Origin of the sequence: Schaalia sp. HMT-172 (genome assembly GCF_030644365.1) — a bacterium.
Taxonomy (GTDB): Bacteria; Actinomycetota; Actinomycetes; order Actinomycetales; family Actinomycetaceae; genus Pauljensenia.
Genome location: NZ_CP130058.1, coordinates 125334 through 141763, shown reverse-complemented (window position 1 = coordinate 141763; position 16430 = coordinate 125334). Strand labels below are relative to the sequence as shown.

The following is a 16430-nucleotide window of genomic DNA, read 5'->3' as shown; positions in this document are numbered from 1 at the left end:
TCATTGCCGAGGCCGTGGAAGTTTGTCTGGTTACAGGGTAGTACCGCTTGGGGGTGGTTGCGGGCAACGCGAGGGGGGTGTGGACCCGCGGGTCCACACCCCCCTGTGTGTCGCTAGCTAGCGAGGATCAGGCGTCGGCCTGCTCCTTGCGGCGCTTGTTGGCCAGCGCGATCGCACCGGAGCCGCCCACGAGGAGGGCGCCAGCGCCGATCAGCACGCCGATGCCGGCAGCACCGGTCAGCGGCAGGTTGAAGCCACCGTTGTGCGGGACGTCCTTGACGGTCGTCGCGAGGGTGTACTCGTTATCCTTGGTGGAGTTGGTCTGCAGGACCTGGAAGGCGATCGGGCGGGTCTGGAGCTCGAAGCCGTCGGGGGCCTTGACCTCGACGAGGCAGTAGTAGCCGGGGTTGGCGACGACGGCGTTGTTCTCCCAGTCGTTGTTGCGCAGGCCGTCGATGGTGACCACACCGTCGGTGTCGGTCTCGAAAGTGGTCGTACCGGCGGGGCTCAGCTTCTCATCGAGGCTCGCGTCGACGGACTCGAAGTTCGTGGTCGGGGTGGACTGAGGCGTGCACTTGTAGACCTCGAACTGGGCGCCCTTCAGCTTGGTGGCGGGATCCTTGGCGTTGACCTTGGTGATCTTCACCTTGCCGAACTTGGAGACAACCTCGGAGTTCGGGTAGTCCGGCGGGGGAACCTCACCCGAGTTGGGCTTCCAGCCATTGGAGGGGGCGTTGGGGAGCAGGATGGCCTTGTTCTTGAACAGGCCGTCAGCCTCAACCTTGTCCTTGACGGTGCCGGACAGGTCCATCTGGACCTTGGTGGTGTCGTCCTTGCGGTTGTCGAGCAGCTTCTTCCGGCCGTCAGCGGTGAACTCGGCGGTCCAGAACATGGTCTTGCCGTCGGTGCCGGTGGCGGAGATCAGCTTGTAGTCGGTGTCCTTGACGAGGGCGACCTCGCCGGTCTTGCCGTCGATGATCTTCAGGGCGACGTTCGCCTCGGGCAGCTCGACGCGCTTGTCGTACTGGTCGACGACGTCGTAGTAGTCGAGGGCCTCAGCGGCGGGGATGTCCGACTTGATGGTGTAGGAGATCGCGGAGCCGATGGCCGGGGTGTCCGCGTCGTTGACCGTCTTGTCGATGCCAGCCTTGGAGTTCTTCGGGTAGGCGTGGACGTCGTAGACCCACTTGTTGAGGTCGGTCGGGTGCGTCATGGGCACCGTGATGATGAAGGGCTTGGAGCCGACGTAGCCCGCGGGGGTCGCGGTCTCGGTCACGATGTAGGCGCCGAGGGGGAGGCTGTCGAACTTAGCCAGGCCGCCGCCGGCGGTGGTCTTCTCGACGGCAGGGTCGGTGCCGTCAGCCTTCGCGGTGTCAACGTTGCCGTTGTAGCCAGCGAGCTTCTCCCAGCCGGCCTGCGTGGTGAGGTCGACGTTGGTCAGCTTCTCGACGGTGAAGGTCGCGCCGTCGAGGGGCGTGCCGGTCGCGGTGGCGTCCTCGAGGCCGTTGCCGGCGGTGGTGCCGTTGGTGTCGTCCTTGACCAGCTTGTGGATGGTGATGGAGCCGGTCTTGGTGGCGTCGAGGTCAACGAGCGACGGGGCGCGCGTGACGGTGGCAGCGAGGCCGAAGGCGGGGGCAGCCTGCGTCGCGGAGGTGGCGGCGGGCAGGGCCAGCGCGCCGGCGGCGACGGCGAAGGCTGCGAGCAGGCTCAGGCTGCGGCGGGTCTTCGTGGTGCTCATGGGTTTTCTTTCTCCTGTGTGTGTGATTTCGGGAGTTTTTCTTGATGGTGGGTCACCGTGGTCACGGGACCTCATGGGTGGCTCAGGCGAGTGCCTTGCGCCTCTTGGTGGTGACCACGGTCATCACCATCGCCCCGGACATGAGCGCCGCTGCGACGCCGATGTAGGGGTAGATTCCGGTGCTGCCTGCCTTGGGCAGCTCGCCAACCTGTGTGTCCTTGACGACCAGGGTGGCCTTGCGGGTTCCGGCAGCCATGAAGCCCTGGGGGCCGGAGATGCCGGTGGCCTCGGAGGAGAACGCCTGGACGGCGCTCGTGGCCCACTTGGCCTGGTCCGTGAGGTCGGCCGCGAGCTCAACGTTCGTGCCGGAGCCGTCCGGGCGGGCGGTGGTCAGCTTGAACTCGAGGGGCTGGGGCAGCAGGGAGTGTCCGGCGGGTGCCTTGGTCTCGACCAGCCAGTAGGCGGTGTCAAGATCGAGGTCGTTGACGCTCCAGTAGTATCCGTCGGTCGCGTTGGCCTGGGTCAGGGTCTTGACCACGGTGGCGTTCGCATCCGTGTTGGGGTTGGACTTGTAGATCGCGAACTCGGCGCCCTTCAGGGGGTACATGGCCGCGTTGTTCGGACCGATGTACTGGTTCGAGGCGTCCGCGAAGGTGGAGCCGGTGTTCTGCGTGCCGGCCTTCACGATCACGAAGTCGTGGGGGACGGTCGGGCCACAGGCCTTGTTGTTGCTCGTACCGTCACTGTCCTTGCCGTTCTCAGCCAAGACCTCGTTGAAGAGACCCTTGCCGGGAGCGAGCTCGTTGTTTCCGTTGACGGAGCAGGCCAGGTCAGCCTCGTTGTAGCCGGCGGCCGCGGGGTTGCGGGTCACCGAGAAGCGGATCCAGTATTCCTTGGTGGCACCGGGGGCCAGCTCGACGCCGTCGGTCAGCGTGTAGACGCCGCCGGTAGCGGTCGCGTCGGCCGCGGAGTCGAGGCCAGCCTGGGTCTCGGCGATCTTGGCGGAGTTGATCTCCAGGCCCTTCGCGAAGTCGGGCTTGTCGGTGAGCTTGCCGGTGTTGGCGGCCAGCGAGCCGTCGTTGGTGGCGACGATCTTGTAGTCCACGTTGAAGGTGGTGGCGCCGCCGGCGCCGCCGTTGTTCTCGATGGTCTTCTGGACGCGCAGCTTGGGAGCCTGGTATTCGTTGACGAACGTACAGGTGATGGGGGCTGCCTCGTTGGAGGCTGCGCCGCCGACGTTCTTGAAGTTGACGCCGCGCTCAGTCTTGGTTACGGCGACGTCTTCACCGATGCCGTTGACGCACTTGATGTCCTTGAGGCTCCACTTGTCCTCGCCGCCGGTCGAGATGTCCTTCTCCGTGATGGTGAAGTCGGAGTTGCCGACCTCGAAGGGGATGAACGTCGAGTCGTACTTCGCGCCTCCCTCACCGAAGCCGGTGGGGGTCAGCGTCGCGGCCGGGTCGGCTGCGGAGATGTACGAGGTCTTGGCCGGGGCTGAGGAAGCCGTGGGCTTCGAGACGGTCACCGTGCCGGTGGTCGCCGGGGTACGGCTCGTATTGTCCGCCCAGGTGGAACCCGTGGTCACTGCGAAGTTAGCAGCCGGGATCGTCGGGTTGGCACCCGAGGGATCCTCGACGGACTTCACGATGCGCACGGAGCGCTCCTCGGTGATGACGCCGTAGAGGCAGCCGTAGTTGACCGAGAGCTCCTGCGTGATGAAGGTGTCGGTACGCTTGGCGTCCGCCGGAGGCGTCGCCGGGCAGTCGGCGGTGGGGATACTGTTGATGTTATCCGGGGTGATGAGCGTCCTGGGGTTGTTCGCGGGAACGAAGCCCCACAGCTGCAGTCGGTAGGTGCGTCCGTTCTTCGTGAAAGTATCGTCCGACGTCGTCTTCTGCAGCTTCACATTGTCCCACACGTATGGGTTCTCGTTGACGTTACCCTTGGCGCCAGGCCAGTCAATGGGCTCAACCCGCTTGCCGGAAATCTGGTTGAAGGGCTGTGCCGCACCCTTGTTGTAGTACTGGCTGTAGAGATCGTAGTCTCCGTTGCCCTCGCCCACGTACTTGACGCAGTAGTAGCGTCCCGACTGAGATTCAGGCTTGTTGACGTAGCCCTTCGAGCGGTCGGAGGGGTCGATCGGATCCGGCTCATAGGCGGTACCAATGAACTGCCTCTGCCCATTCTCATCCAGAACGTACTTGCCGTCCTTCATTGCCCACTGGGGCGTGCCATAGTAGATTCCCTGGTCCATGACGGCGTCACGCATATTATCAACGCCTGACTGCACGAGCGGCTTGTCCGTGGCCGGCTTACCATCCACACCAAAGCCACTACGGCACGTGCCGGTTCCAGCAATGCCGGGATGCTTAATGTAGGCGCCGCCCTTGCGGTAGATGATCGTCGAGGACAGCGTGTTATATGTTTCCTGGTTGACAAAGGGGAAGCTCTCGGGCTGAGAGCCAAGCAGGTCGGGGATCGTGATGTTCAAGCTCGAGTGCAGGTAAGGCTTAACGTCGGCGCCGCCTCGAATCGGCAGGTTGTTGTGGCGGATCGCGCCGAGCAGGAAGGTTTCGCCCGGCTGGACGGTGCCAGGATCGTTCGGCTTGAAACCAATCGACGACTGGCCGTTGGCCCACAGCTTGGCGTCACCGCCGTTGTGCCACTTCGTGTATTGCGCTTGCATCCACTTTTCGCTGTCACTTGTCCCTGTAGGATTCTCATCCCACTTCCAGGGCCAGCCTCGAGTGATGTAGGTCCACAGATCATTGTTATTGGCGAACGTGCCGCCCAGCTGGGTGCCGACAGGCTTGTTGTCAGTGATCGGCTTGCCGCCGTTGATGCCGGCGCGAGAGAAAGGGGTCTCCGACATTCCGGGCACGATGCCGTAGCGAATGTAGTTATTGGGATAACTAGTCGTCGTGTCCGTCTCGGACGCATTGATAATGCCCGTTCCCATGCTCGCACGGACGGGACCAACATTGATACCAGTGGCGGCGGGCTCCTGGGCGGCCTGGGCGGCCTCGGGAGCGGCGACCTGGGAGACGACCAGCGTGCTGGCCGCAGTAGCCACGACGGCCAGGGCGGCCAGGGCGCGGGAGGCGACTCCTGCTCGCTTGGTCCGCGCGTGGCCCGCGCGCGCTCGACTTGCTGTCATCGATCGTTCTCCTTGACGTTCTTGTGCTGTGTTGTGACCGGAGGGACGTCCGGTTCGGTTTTTCCACAACCTTGATGACACACAGCCTACGTCGCGGTTACTCAAAAATGCAACCCCATTTTCACGACTTTGCTAGTGGGCTACGTTACAGAACAACAGTCAAGCCGTCTTTCCGCAGGATATCGCGGTTTGACCGGCTGGTATCTATTCATATTATCGCAACATAAGTAGCTAAATTGTTATTTTTAACGGCTGGCAACAAATCCGATCGTGGAACTATGCAGAGCTTGACACCCTACAAAAGATCGGTACCACAAGGCCTTTCATGCCCCCCACTCGCCACTCGGACGCCTCCCGCCCACGCCTCGCCCACACCCCCCTTCACCACCCCACCCCAAAAGTCGCACGTAATTCGGCTACCCGAAAATTCAACACCGCCCACAAACGTTGCAATCCCAACGGTCTGGTTTCAAAGTTTGAAAGGTTTACATGGAATTACGTGCGACATTTTTCGGCAACCACGCCTAACGGTGCCCACACACGCCCGCACACGCCAACACGCCAACGCAGCTCCGCACCACCGAACCTCAGGGCACCCGCCACCGCGCCCCGGCCTCGTCGCGAGCACCCGCCACCGCGCCCCAGCCTCGTCACGCGCAAGCACCCACACCCCTGCACAATAGGGCGCATGGATCTACGCCCCGTCGCCCTCGTGCCCGTCACCGCCTACGACCCGTCGCGCCCGACCCCCGCCGCCATCGTCTCCGGCGAGGTCGCCGCGCACGACGCGCCCCACCCCCTGTCGGTCTTCGACATGTTCCGCATCGGGATCGGGCCCTCCTCGTCGCACACGGTGGGCCCAATGCGCGCGGGCCTGGCCTTCACGACGGAGCTGACGACCCTCACGCCACCCTCGCGCATCACGATCGACCTGTTCGGGTCGCTGGGGGCGACGGGCCGCGGACACTCGACGGACCGCGCGGTGCTGCTGGGCCTGGCGGGCTACGACCCGGAGACGGTGGACATACACACGGTGGAGGCGATCCTCCCGACGCTGGCGAGCACGGGCACCCTCACGCTGCCCTCGGGCACGCGCGTGCCCCTGAACATCGCCGAGGACATCCGATTCATCCCACGCACGGTCCTCCCCTATCACGTGAACGCACTGACGATCACCGCGAGCGGCGGCGACGGCGACACGATCCTCCAGCGCACCTACTACTCGGTGGGCGGCGGCTTCGTCATGCTACAGACGAACGACGACCCGCTTCACCCCGAGGTTTCCTCGCTCGCATCCAGCCAGGCCGGCGTCGGCATCGACGTTCCCGCGCCGCACCCCTTCGCGTCGGGCGCCCAGCTGCTCGCCCAGTGCGAGGCGTCAGGCCTGAGCGTCGCCGAACTGGTGCGCGCCAATGAGGAGGCAGTGCGCCCACGCGACACCCTCAACGCCTACCTGGACCGCATCGCGGACACGATGTTCGACTGCGTGGACGCGGGCACGTCGGCGGCGGGCATCCTGCCGGGCGGCCTCGACGTGCCGCGCCGCGCCCGTGCGCTGGCCGGCAAGCTCGCGCGGCGCCTGACGGGCGCCCCCGGGGATTCAACGGACGAGGCCGGGGCCGGCTCCGGCGCTCACCGCTCGGGGTCCACGGCATGGGCGTCGACGGTGGCCGACCCGATGCGAGCCATGGACTGGGTGAACCTGTTCGCCCTGGCCGTCAACGAGGAAAACGCGGCCGGCCACCGGGTGGTGACGGCGCCGACGAACGGCGCGGCGGGCGTCATTCCGGCGGTCCTGGGCTACCTGGTGACGCACTGCCCGGAGACCGGCTCGGCGCCCGGCATCGCGGCGGGGCCTGCGACGCAGGACGAGGCGCGCGCGCCACTGTGCCACATCCGCATGACTCCCCCGGCCCCCGCCCCCGCCCCCAAGGGCGGCGCGGAACCCGGCGACGAGGCCCCGGCCTCGTCCGTCGAGGAATGCGCGGCCCGCCGCCGCTCCCTCGTGCACGAGTTCCTTCTAGCCGCCACGGCGATCGGCGCGCTCATCAAGACGAATGCGTCCATTGCAGGCGCGGAGGTCGGCTGCCAGGGCGAGGTCGGGTCGGCCTCGGCGATGGCGGCGGCGGGCCTGGCGCAGGCCCTCGGCGGCACCCCGCAGCAGGTGGAGAACGCGGCGGAGATCGCGATGGAACACTCGCTGGGGCTGACCTGCGACCCGGTGGCGGGCCTCGTGCAGGTGCCGTGCATCGAGCGCAACGCGATTGCCGCGGTCAAGGCGATCAACGCTGCGCGCATGGCCCTGTGGGGCGACGGGCGACACATGGTGAGCCTGGACGTCGTCATCGAGACGATGCGCCAGACCGGCAACGACATGCTGTCGAAGTACAAGGAGACGTCGGAGGGCGGCCTGGCCGTCAACGTCGTGGAGTGCTAACCGCGCCCCCGAGCCGCCGCGCCGCCGCGCCGCCGCGCCCCCGAGCCACCCCGAGCCATCGAGCCGCCCCGAGCCATCGAGCCGCCCCAAAAGTCGCACGTAATTCGATTGCCTGAACTTTCAACAAAGCCTAGAAACGTTGCAATTCCAACGATCCAATTGCAACATTTGAAAGGTTTACATGGGAATTACGTGCGACATTGTTGGGGAACCATGACATCATTGGGGGACCATCGGGACCGTAGGATCACCAGGGCCAGGCCGAACACTCCCCCTAAAAGTCGCACGTAATTCGATTGCCTGAACTTTCAACAAAGCCTAGAAACGTTGCAATTCCAACGATCTGATTTCAACATTTGAAAGGTTTACATGGGAATTACGTGCGACGTTGTTGAGGAACCATGACATCGTTGGGGGACCATCGGGACCATGGGTCACCAGGGCTGCGCCCGCCGCACCCGCCGCACCCGCCGCACCCCGCACCCAACACGCCCCCGGGCAGACAAGGGGCCAAGCAGCCCACACACCCCAAGCGCGCAGAGAAACGGGCCGACCGAGACTAGCCTCGAATGACTATCCCCACAAACCATCCAGGTGTGACAAATGTTTGCACGTGCCTATCAGCACAGATAGCATGACCACTAGTCAGTTTTGTAATAACCACGGGCCCCGGGACGACGGAGTACTCATGCATCGCACATCCACACACGGCCACGCCACGCCCGCGTCGCCCCACTCGGCCGTTCACGCCCGGCGCGCGGCGCGCGCGTGGGCCGCGAGCGCATCGGCACTCCTGGTGGGCCTCGTCGTGGCGCCCCCCGCGCAGGCCGCGCAAACCACGCAAACCGCGCAGGCCGCGCAAACCACGCAAACCGCGCAAACCGCGGAGGAACCCGGCGGCGCCTCCTTCACCATCAACAACGTCGCCTCGATCTTCACGGACTCGGTCGTCAACAATTCGCCCACCGAGCGCACCTACCCCTTCATCGACCCCGGCGACGAGCCGGGCGTGTGGGACTACAACTTCCGCCGCCTGGTCTACTACGGCACGGTCGAAGATACGCGCAACCAGGTGGACCGATACGCCTACATGGAGACCTACAAGCCGAACATGTGGTCGCGCGACGGCTGGGTCAAGCCCCTAGACCAGTGGGGCCCCTGGCCGGGCGGCTCGCTGCAGGACGGGACAGGCTGGAAGCGCGCCCAGTGGCTGGAGTCCTCCCTGGCGTCGCAGGGCTACTGGAGCTATACGACGCGCTCGCTACCGTGGGGCGAAAACCCCGCAGACAACGGCGTCATCTTCTACAACAACGAGACCACCGTCCAGGGCAAGATCGCGCCGTGGAAGCAGACGGCGATGGGCTTCCAGCCGGCCACGCCGGGCACGGTCGCGGCCGGCAAGCCCTTCCTGCTGGGCACGCTGCGCAACAACAACCTCCCGATTTTCAACAACTTGGAACGAGGCACGGGCAGGCAACAGAAGACGCTGACCGATATTGGCCAGCAGCGGTATTTCCACGGGGACCTGAACCTGCGCATCCAGGGTGACGGTTTCGCCATGCAGGGGGCGATCCCGTGGGACATCGAAGAGTCCCAGGACGACACGGAGACCACGGTCGTGCCGCGCGCGGGCGGTGCCTACACCATCGTCGCCAACAGTGTGTGCGACACGAACCCTGACGGATCGGTGGCCGCGAACGGTAGCCGCCGCAAGATCAGAGGCAAGTTCACGGGTCCGGCGCGCCTCTACAACCCGGAGGGCCGCAATACAGACCAGTGGCTGACAGGTAAGACCGTGTGCGCCCAGCACGTCGGCGCGGGCAACGGCACGCACGACCTGTACAACAAGGGCCAGAAGGGCCACATCAACCAGACCGCGGGCTGGGCGAAGGCACAGCGCGCGGAGAACGACTGGCCGGACGCCGTCGATATCTCCCTGCGCACCCCGGCCTCGAACGACACGGTCTCCATCTCCACCTCCACGCTGCCCGACACGGTGTGGGAGAAGGACGGTATCCGCTACCGCATGACGATCTGGGGCTTCACGGATAACGGCCGCAGTGCCTCGTGCCCGGCCGCTCCCCCGGAGGGCGCGCAGCCGGTGACGTCCATGAGCACGCCGGAACTCAACATGAGCTTCGCGTGCCTGTACGCTTCGATCACGCAGGAGCGCTACGTGCGCATCCACAAGGTCATCACCACGGACGGTGGCCGCACCTACGCGACCGGACCGTCGGCGACCTTCACCTCCACGGCGACCCGCGACGCGGTTGACGCGCCGGCCGGTGCCACGGCCTCGTCGACGACCCCGGACGGCACGGCGGTCTCCGGCTGGGTCCAGGGCGGCTCCTTCAACCAGACCATCACCCCCACCGGCGTCGGCGCGGACAAGAAGGGATCCATGGCCTCGTACCGGGCGTTCCTGGTGGGCCACTCCGACTTCACGATCACGGAAACCGGCGTGACCCTGGAGGACCCCGACGAGCAGTGGACGCTTGAGTCGATCTCGTGCGTGAACGGCGCGGGCGAGGCCGTGGCCGCGACCGTGGACACCGACACGAAGAGCGTCAACTTCGCGGGCGTCGGGGCGGCGGCCAGTGCGGCCGCGCAAACGATCGACTGCACGTTCACGAACCACGCGAAGAGCGCGAACGTGAGCGTCAAGCAGGAGCTTGTGGCGAACGGGGGCAATGGGCCGGTGACCTTCGACGTGGATTACAAGGTGACCGCGACGAATAGCGGGTCGCTAGATGCGGACACGGGCGCCTTGCAGGTCGCGCCCGGTTTCCCCTCGAGCCTGACGATCAACTCGGTGCGCGTGGCCGCCACGCAGGAGGGCCTGGGCGCGGGGACCGAGCTGGCCGCCGCGGGCGGGCGCTACCAGATCACCGACGGCGACGCGCTGCCCGCGAACTCCTCGCGCGAATACTGGGTGCGCGTCAACGTGACGCGCTCGGAAGCGGCGAACGTGGACGAGTCGCGCTTCTCGTGCCGCTACTTGGGGGCGCCGCGCTCGGGATACGGCCTGTACAGCGAGGTCGTCACCGCCGCGAACCGCGATTCGGACGGCTCGGACAACAACAAGGCGTGCGCCCCCGTGCGCGTGCGAACGGTCGTCATCGCGAAGGCGGGCCGCCAGTTCACGAATCTCCAGTGGCCCGAGATCGCCAACGAGTACGTGGACGCGCAGGGCTACTCCTACTACCCGCTCGCCGGGTCCGAGTTCGCGATCTACGACGTGGACCCGCGCGTGAACGGCTCGGCCACCCCGGTCCTGACCCTGGATGCGTCGAACACCGGCACCTTCCCGTACTACTGGAAGGTGACGACGCTGGCGACGGACAAGAAGTACTGGCTCGTCGAGACGAAGGCCCCCGACGGGCACCTGCTCCTGCCGCAGCCGATCGGCTTCACGCTCAGCGCTCAGCTGGGCGACGGCACGGGCACGAACGTCATGCCCGACACTGAGATCTTCGACCAAAACAAGTGGACGAAGGCCTCCGTCCAGGTCTACAACTCCGGCTACAACGACCTGACGCTCGACGTGCAGGGCATGATCATCGACGGGAAGTTCACGGCGACCATCATGGTGGCCGACCGGGAGGCCCCGACGCTCCCCTACTCCGGCGGGCCGGGCCTGTACCCGTACCTCGCGGCCTCGGCGGCCCTGATCGCCTCGGCGCTGGCCGCCCGGCGCGCCGCCCGCAAGCGCGCCGCCTGACGCGAGACGATGACGCGAGACGCTAACAAACGCGAGGCGGGGCGCTGTGGACCACACCCACAGCGCCCCGCCCGTCACTCAACCGGCGTCACTCAACCGGCGTCACTCCGTGGCCAGCGCCTCCGAGTGGCTGACCTTCGCGGCGCGGCGGCCGGGCAGCCAGGAGGCGATCAGCGCAGACACGATGGCCACGACGCACACGCCGACCAGCTGCAGCCATGGCACGCTCAGCACGGGGGTGGCCCCGTCAATCGGCAGGCTCATCACGCCGACCCACCCGAAGGCGACGCCCATGCCGACGCCGATGAGCGCGCCGGTCAGCGATAGGAACAGCGCCTCGAGGGCGAGGAGGCTCTTCATCTGGCGGCGCGTCAGGCCGAGCGCCCGCAGCAGCCCGTTCTCGCGGGTGCGTTCGGCGACCGACAGGGACAGCGTGTTGGCCACGCCCACCAGGGACACCAGGACGGACACGCCGAGCAGCCCGACGAGGACGAGCATCAGCCGGTCGATGATCTTGGTGTACGTCTGGCGCTCCAGCGCGGAGCCGTTGACGCTCAGGTGCGAGTCCTTGAGCAGCGCGGCCTGGACGGTCTCGGCGTCGGCCCCGTCGGCCATCTTGATGATGATCGCCTGACGCTCAAGCGACGTCGCGATAGACCGAAGGGTCTTCTCGGAGACCTGGGCCTCCCCGACGCTGCCGTTCTTGTCGTAGGTGGCGCTCAGGTCCACGCACGTGTCGGCGCACAGGCGCAGCGTCTGCCCGGCCAGGGCCTCGTCGCCGACGCGCACCTGACCATCGCCCAGCTGGGTGACGGTCGAGTGGGTGACGCCCGTGTAGTCGGGTTCTCCGGTGATCATGACCGACGAGGCCTGGGCCTCGTCCTCCGAGCCCGCTCCCTCACCGGGAGCGTAGGCGGGCGCGCCCGAGGTGGTCGTCAGGGTGCCGGGGGCGGCGTACTGGGCGACGGTGGCGGCGACGCCGTCGGTGGCCGCGATGGCGGCCTGCTGGTCGTCGGTGATCGCCCCATCTGTGGACACCGCCATGAGGTCGAAGGGGCGAGCGTCGTTGACGGCGTTGGTCAGGGTGGTGCGCACGGAGGCGGCGCCGACGATGATGGTGACGACCAGGGTCACGCCGATGATGATCGCGGTGCCGGTCGCGGAGGTGCGGCCGGGGTTGCGCATCGTGTTCTCGCGGGCCATGGCGGACAGGGTGCCCGGGAAGGCTGCGCCGAACGCACGGGTGAGGGCGGGCAGCAGCACGGAGGCGACGAGCAGCGCGCCGAGGAGGGCCAGGAGCGACCCGGCGAAAGCCCCAAGGAATTTCGTGCCGCCACTATCCGAGCACCACGCGAGGGCCACAGCTCCGCACCCGGCCACCGCGATGAGCGCACCGATGATGAAGCGGACGGTGTGCTTCTTGCGGGCGGCGGCCCCGGCCTCGTTCACGGGGGCGAGGGCGGCGACGGGCGCGACGCGGGAGGCGGCGCGGGCCGGGAAGACGCCGACCAGGGTCGTGAACAGGGTGGCACCGAGCCACGTGAACGCGAGCTGCCAGACGGAGGCCCCCGCCAGTGCCGCGACGACGCTAGAGGCCAGGCCGGTGCCCGCCTCCGCGAGCGCGCCAATCAGCCAGCCGAGTGCGACGCCAATCGCGGACGAGATCGCTCCGATCGCGAGGGCCTCGCGGGTCACGAGCGAGCGGACCTGTCGCCTGGTCGCTCCCAGCGTGCGCAGTAGCGCCAGTTCGCGGGTGCGCTGCGTGAGCACCACTCGGAATGTCGAGGAGACGACGATAGAGGCCACGAGCGCCGCGATCGCCGGGAAGATCAGCATGATTCCCATCGTCACGGACGCTCCCAGGCGCGCCTGGTTGAGGTCGTCCTGGATTGCCTTGTGCACGCTGGTCACGGTCACGCCCGAGATGCCGCTGAGCGCGGAGTTTGCTCTCGCCACCCACTCGTCCTGGGTGGCGCTGGGAGGGTTTGCGTTGCTGTCCGCATCCGCTCCGGAAGTCGCGACGATGAACTGCCCGGAGGCGGTCGTTCCGAAGATCGCGGAGAAGCCGCCGTCGGTCACGTAAGAGGCGGGGATGCCCATGCTGATCGTGTTCGAGCGGGTGGTGCCGACGATGGTGAGGGTGCGGTAGTCGCCCTCGGTGAATCCGGCGCGCACGCGGACGGTGTCGCCGACCTTCAGAGAGAGGGTCAAGGCCGTGTGCTCGGGGATGGCGATCTGGTCGTCGGCAGTCGGGGCGGTTCCGGCGCTCAGGTCGAGGTCCGCGAAGGGCTTGGGGGCCAGCGGCGACACGTAGAGGCCGGCGCGCGTCGCGTCGGTTTGGGCGTCGGCGGGCCACTGAGCCATGTGCTTGATGGCGGTGACACCGCTGGTTGCTGCCAGGGCTTTTTCGGCGCTTTCGATGGCGCCCTCAGGCGCGTCCTTGTCTTGGGAGACGACGATCGTGCCGCCGCGGTACTGCTGGTAGACGCTGGAGGTCAGGCCCGAGGTCATCCCCGTCATGACGATGAGGGTGATGACGATGAAGGCCGTAGAGATGGCGACGGCCAGGCCGGTGGAGATGTAGCGGCGGCCGTGGGAGCGCAGGTTTGCGCGCAGGAGTGAGTGTGTTGCAGACATGAGGTGAGCCTTGGGGAGTGGGCGCGCGTTCAGCGCAGCGCCGCGGTCAGGGAGTCGGCAGTGACGTCGCGCAGGTCGGAGACGATGCGTCCGTCGCGGCACACGAGGACGCGGTCCGCATAGGCGGCGGTGGAGGTGTCGTGGGTGACCATGATGACGCTCTGGCCGAGTTCGTCGACGGCGCGGCGCAGCAGGTCCATGACCTCGGCGGTCGAGTGTGAGTCGAGGTTGCCGGTGGGCTCGTCCGCGACGATGACGGCGGGGCGGCTCATGAGGGCGCGGGCGACGGCGACGCGCTGCTGCTGGCCGCCGGACATCTCGGAGGGGCGGTGACTCAGTCGGTCCGCGATGCCCAGGGAGGCGACGATGAGGTCGAACCATTCCTTCTCGGGGGTGGCCCCGGCCAGGCGCATCGGCAGGAGGATGTTGGCGCGGGCGTCCAGGGTGGGCACCAGGTTGAAGGACTGGAAAACGAAGCCGATGCGGTCGCGGCGCAGCTTCGTCAGCGCGGTGTCTTTCAGGGTGGTGATGTCGGTGTCTTCGACGAAGACATGCCCGGAGGTGGGGGCGTCGAGGCCGGCGAGGATGTGCATCATCGTGGACTTGCCGGAGCCGGAGGGGCCCATGATGGCGGTGAATTCACCGGCGCCAAAGCCGACGCTCACGTCGTCGAGGGCGCGCACCTGTGCGTCGCCGCTTCCGTAGATCTTGGAGACGCCCTGGAGTCGGACGATGGACGAGGCCGGGGCCCCCTGGTCGGCCACGGGGGCCTGCGCGATTGTCGTGTTCGTGTTCATGCATCCATGGTGCGCCTGCGGTGCGCGTCACCGCTACGGAGGTTTCCCCTGATTCGTCCCCGAGGCCACCCGGGGTACACTCGGGGACGCTCAGTCGCCCTACACCAGGGGCGCGACCGAAATTCCCGGTGCTTGCGGGTTTGTTGGTGCTGACCACGCCGCCCGTGGGCAGGGCCGGCTGCGGTGCCTGCGGACACACCCCACAGACCTCCAGGAGTGATGGCAGACACACATATACAAAATCTCGCACGTAATTTCCCTTGGTCAGTTTTTAATTAGCCCCACAAACGTTGCAATTCCAACGACGCCTATTCAATGTTTGAAAGGTTTACATGGGAATTACGTGCGACATTTTTGGGAAACCATGCCGAGGCCGGGGCAGAGCGGGCAGCCGAAAGCTAGGCCGCCCGGCGCATCACGGAGACCGCCCCGCGCACCTCGCCCGCAGTGTGCCCAAACCGTAGACCACCTCGCCTGAAACACCCCAAAAATGCCCATTTCCACCGAAGTGGACTGCACTTTGAGCACACACCCTACAATTGAAGGCAAGTCAAAGGAGACCACAATGGATGCATCTGCGGTCCGCACCCTTGCGGAGCACGCACACACAACTGCGAACAGGGATAACGGCGCGCGCCGGGAACTGGCTCGTCGCGCGCAACGAGGCGAACTCGTGAGGATCGCTCCCGGCTACTACCTCGACTCCGAGGCAATCACCACGCATCCTGCCCCGAGCGTGGCCGTCGATCTGGCGCGGCTACTGGCCCTTCAGTACAGGCACCCGCACCTGATCGCATCCGGCCCCACCGCCGCGTGGCTCCGTGACTTACCGCTTCTGCACGAGCATCCGCTGCACGTCACCACGACCTCGGACCATCACCCGCGTCCGGTCACGCTTCCCGAGATTCACGCGGGCCACCTCCATGTTCCGGCCGTCACGGTCCGCCCGCACCGGCCGCGAGGGGGACGATCACCAGCGATGAATCGCTACGACGGGGACCTCATGGGGGCAACGCTCGAGGACACGATCATTGACTGCGCGTTAGCACTCGACCAGGAGGAAGCATTTGTCGTCGCCTGCGCGGGCCTGCACGAACTGGCGCGATACCGGCGTTTCTACCGGGACGATTCACGCCAACGCGAGGAGGTTAACCGCGCCCGTTTGCAGCGCATGATCGGTTCCTCGGGTCAGGGAACGAGGAACGTGACTTCCGCCCGCTGGGTGCTCACTCACGCGGATGCGGGCTGCGACAGCGTGGGAGAGTCTCGACTGCTCTATCTCCTGATCTGCGGGGGACTATCGGGGCTGGAGACACAGTATCCGGTGTCGGCTTCCGGCAAGTGGTACTTCATCGACATCGCAGTGCCGGAGGCGCGCATCGGCATCGAGTTCGACGGCCGTGGCAAGTACGGCTCCGACGTCGATTCCGTCCACCGGTCGATCGAAGCCGAGGAGCGCCGCCAGCGCCTGCTCGAAGCCCAGGGATGGCAAATCCGACGATTTCGGTGGGAGGCGCTCGCACATCCCGATGAGATCCTCGGGCAGATCCGCACGCTCCTCGGTGGCCAGTAAGCCGCACGTCTCGGTTGTCGCACCGGACAAGCTTCAGTCCGGGGTCCGGGGTCCGGGGTCCGGAGTCCGGGGTCCGGGGAAGAATACGTCATGCACCCAAGGACGAGGCCTGGGCAAGGCTTGCGCTCCATCCACCCTCAGTCGAGCGTATAGGTCCCTGAGACCGGCCCGAGCCCGCCCCCGGCTCCGGTTTCAACCGCAGTGTGCCCAAACCGTAGACCACCTCGCCCAAAACACCCCAAAAGTGCCAATTTCCACCGAAGTGGACTGCACTTTGAGCACACATCACAAAAGTCGCACGTAATTTCGCTTGGTCAGTTTTTAATTAGCCCCACAAACGTTGCAATTCCAACGGCCTGAATTCAAAGTT

At 66.3% G+C, this 16430-nt stretch carries 7 protein-coding genes; 3 read left to right on the top strand and 4 right to left on the bottom strand.

Annotated elements, in window-relative coordinates; translation table 11 throughout:
- Positions 1–127: 127 nt before the first annotated feature.
- A complete protein-coding gene (locus QU663_RS00635; protein ID WP_021610837.1) occupies positions 128–1738 on the bottom strand; it encodes a SpaH/EbpB family LPXTG-anchored major pilin in 1611 nt (536 codons plus the stop codon).
- A gap of 82 nt (positions 1739–1820) precedes the next feature.
- Positions 1821–4895, bottom strand: coding sequence for a SpaA isopeptide-forming pilin-related protein (locus QU663_RS00630; RefSeq protein WP_021610838.1), 3075 nt, complete (start codon positions 4893–4895; stop codon positions 1821–1823).
- Between the two features lie 688 nt (positions 4896–5583).
- On the opposite strand from QU663_RS00630, the gene QU663_RS00625 reads away from it, so the two are divergent.
- Together QU663_RS00625 and QU663_RS00620 are read left to right on the top strand one after the other, a co-directional pair.
- Positions 5584–7332, top strand: coding sequence for an L-serine ammonia-lyase, iron-sulfur-dependent, subunit alpha (locus tag QU663_RS00625; RefSeq protein WP_304990615.1), 1749 nt, complete (start codon positions 5584–5586; stop codon positions 7330–7332).
- A 688-nt stretch (positions 7333–8020) separates the two neighbouring features.
- A complete protein-coding gene (locus QU663_RS00620; RefSeq protein ID WP_304990614.1) occupies positions 8021–11053 on the top strand; it encodes a prealbumin-like fold domain-containing protein in 3033 nt (1010 codons plus the stop codon).
- A 102-nt stretch (positions 11054–11155) separates the two neighbouring features.
- Here QU663_RS00620 and QU663_RS00615 read toward each other — a convergent pair whose 3' ends face one another.
- Both QU663_RS00615 and QU663_RS00610 read right to left on the bottom strand, forming a co-directional pair.
- Positions 11156–13690 carry an FtsX-like permease family protein gene (locus QU663_RS00615; protein WP_021611312.1) on the bottom strand — a complete coding sequence of 845 codons (2535 nt, stop codon included), beginning with the start codon at positions 13688–13690 and terminating at the stop codon, positions 11156–11158.
- Between the two features lie 29 nt (positions 13691–13719).
- Positions 13720–14487 (bottom strand): ABC transporter ATP-binding protein, encoded by a 768-nt coding sequence (locus QU663_RS00610; RefSeq protein WP_021611313.1) that lies wholly within the window; start codon positions 14485–14487, stop codon positions 13720–13722.
- Between the two features lie 565 nt (positions 14488–15052).
- Here QU663_RS00610 and QU663_RS00605 point away from each other — a divergent pair.
- Entirely contained in the window at positions 15053–16060 is a 1008-nt protein-coding gene (locus QU663_RS00605; protein ID WP_051267743.1) for a DUF559 domain-containing protein, read from the top strand.
- Positions 16061–16430: the final 370 nt, after the last annotated feature.

Coding starts and splice junctions, on each gene's coding strand:
- QU663_RS00625 (WP_304990615.1), top strand. CDS start 5,584: ATGGATCTACGCCCCGTCGCCCTCGTGCCCGTCACCGCCTACGACCCG.
- QU663_RS00615 (WP_021611312.1), bottom strand. CDS start 13,690: ATGTCTGCAACACACTCACTCCTGCGCGCAAACCTGCGCTCCCACGGC.
- QU663_RS00620 (WP_304990614.1), top strand. CDS start 8,021: ATGCATCGCACATCCACACACGGCCACGCCACGCCCGCGTCGCCCCAC.
- QU663_RS00610 (WP_021611313.1), bottom strand. CDS start 14,487: ATGAACACGAACACGACAATCGCGCAGGCCCCCGTGGCCGACCAGGGG.
- QU663_RS00635 (WP_021610837.1), bottom strand. CDS start 1,738: ATGAGCACCACGAAGACCCGCCGCAGCCTGAGCCTGCTCGCAGCCTTC.
- QU663_RS00630 (WP_021610838.1), bottom strand. CDS start 4,895: ATGACAGCAAGTCGAGCGCGCGCGGGCCACGCGCGGACCAAGCGAGCA.
- QU663_RS00605 (WP_051267743.1), top strand. CDS start 15,053: ATGGATGCATCTGCGGTCCGCACCCTTGCGGAGCACGCACACACAACT.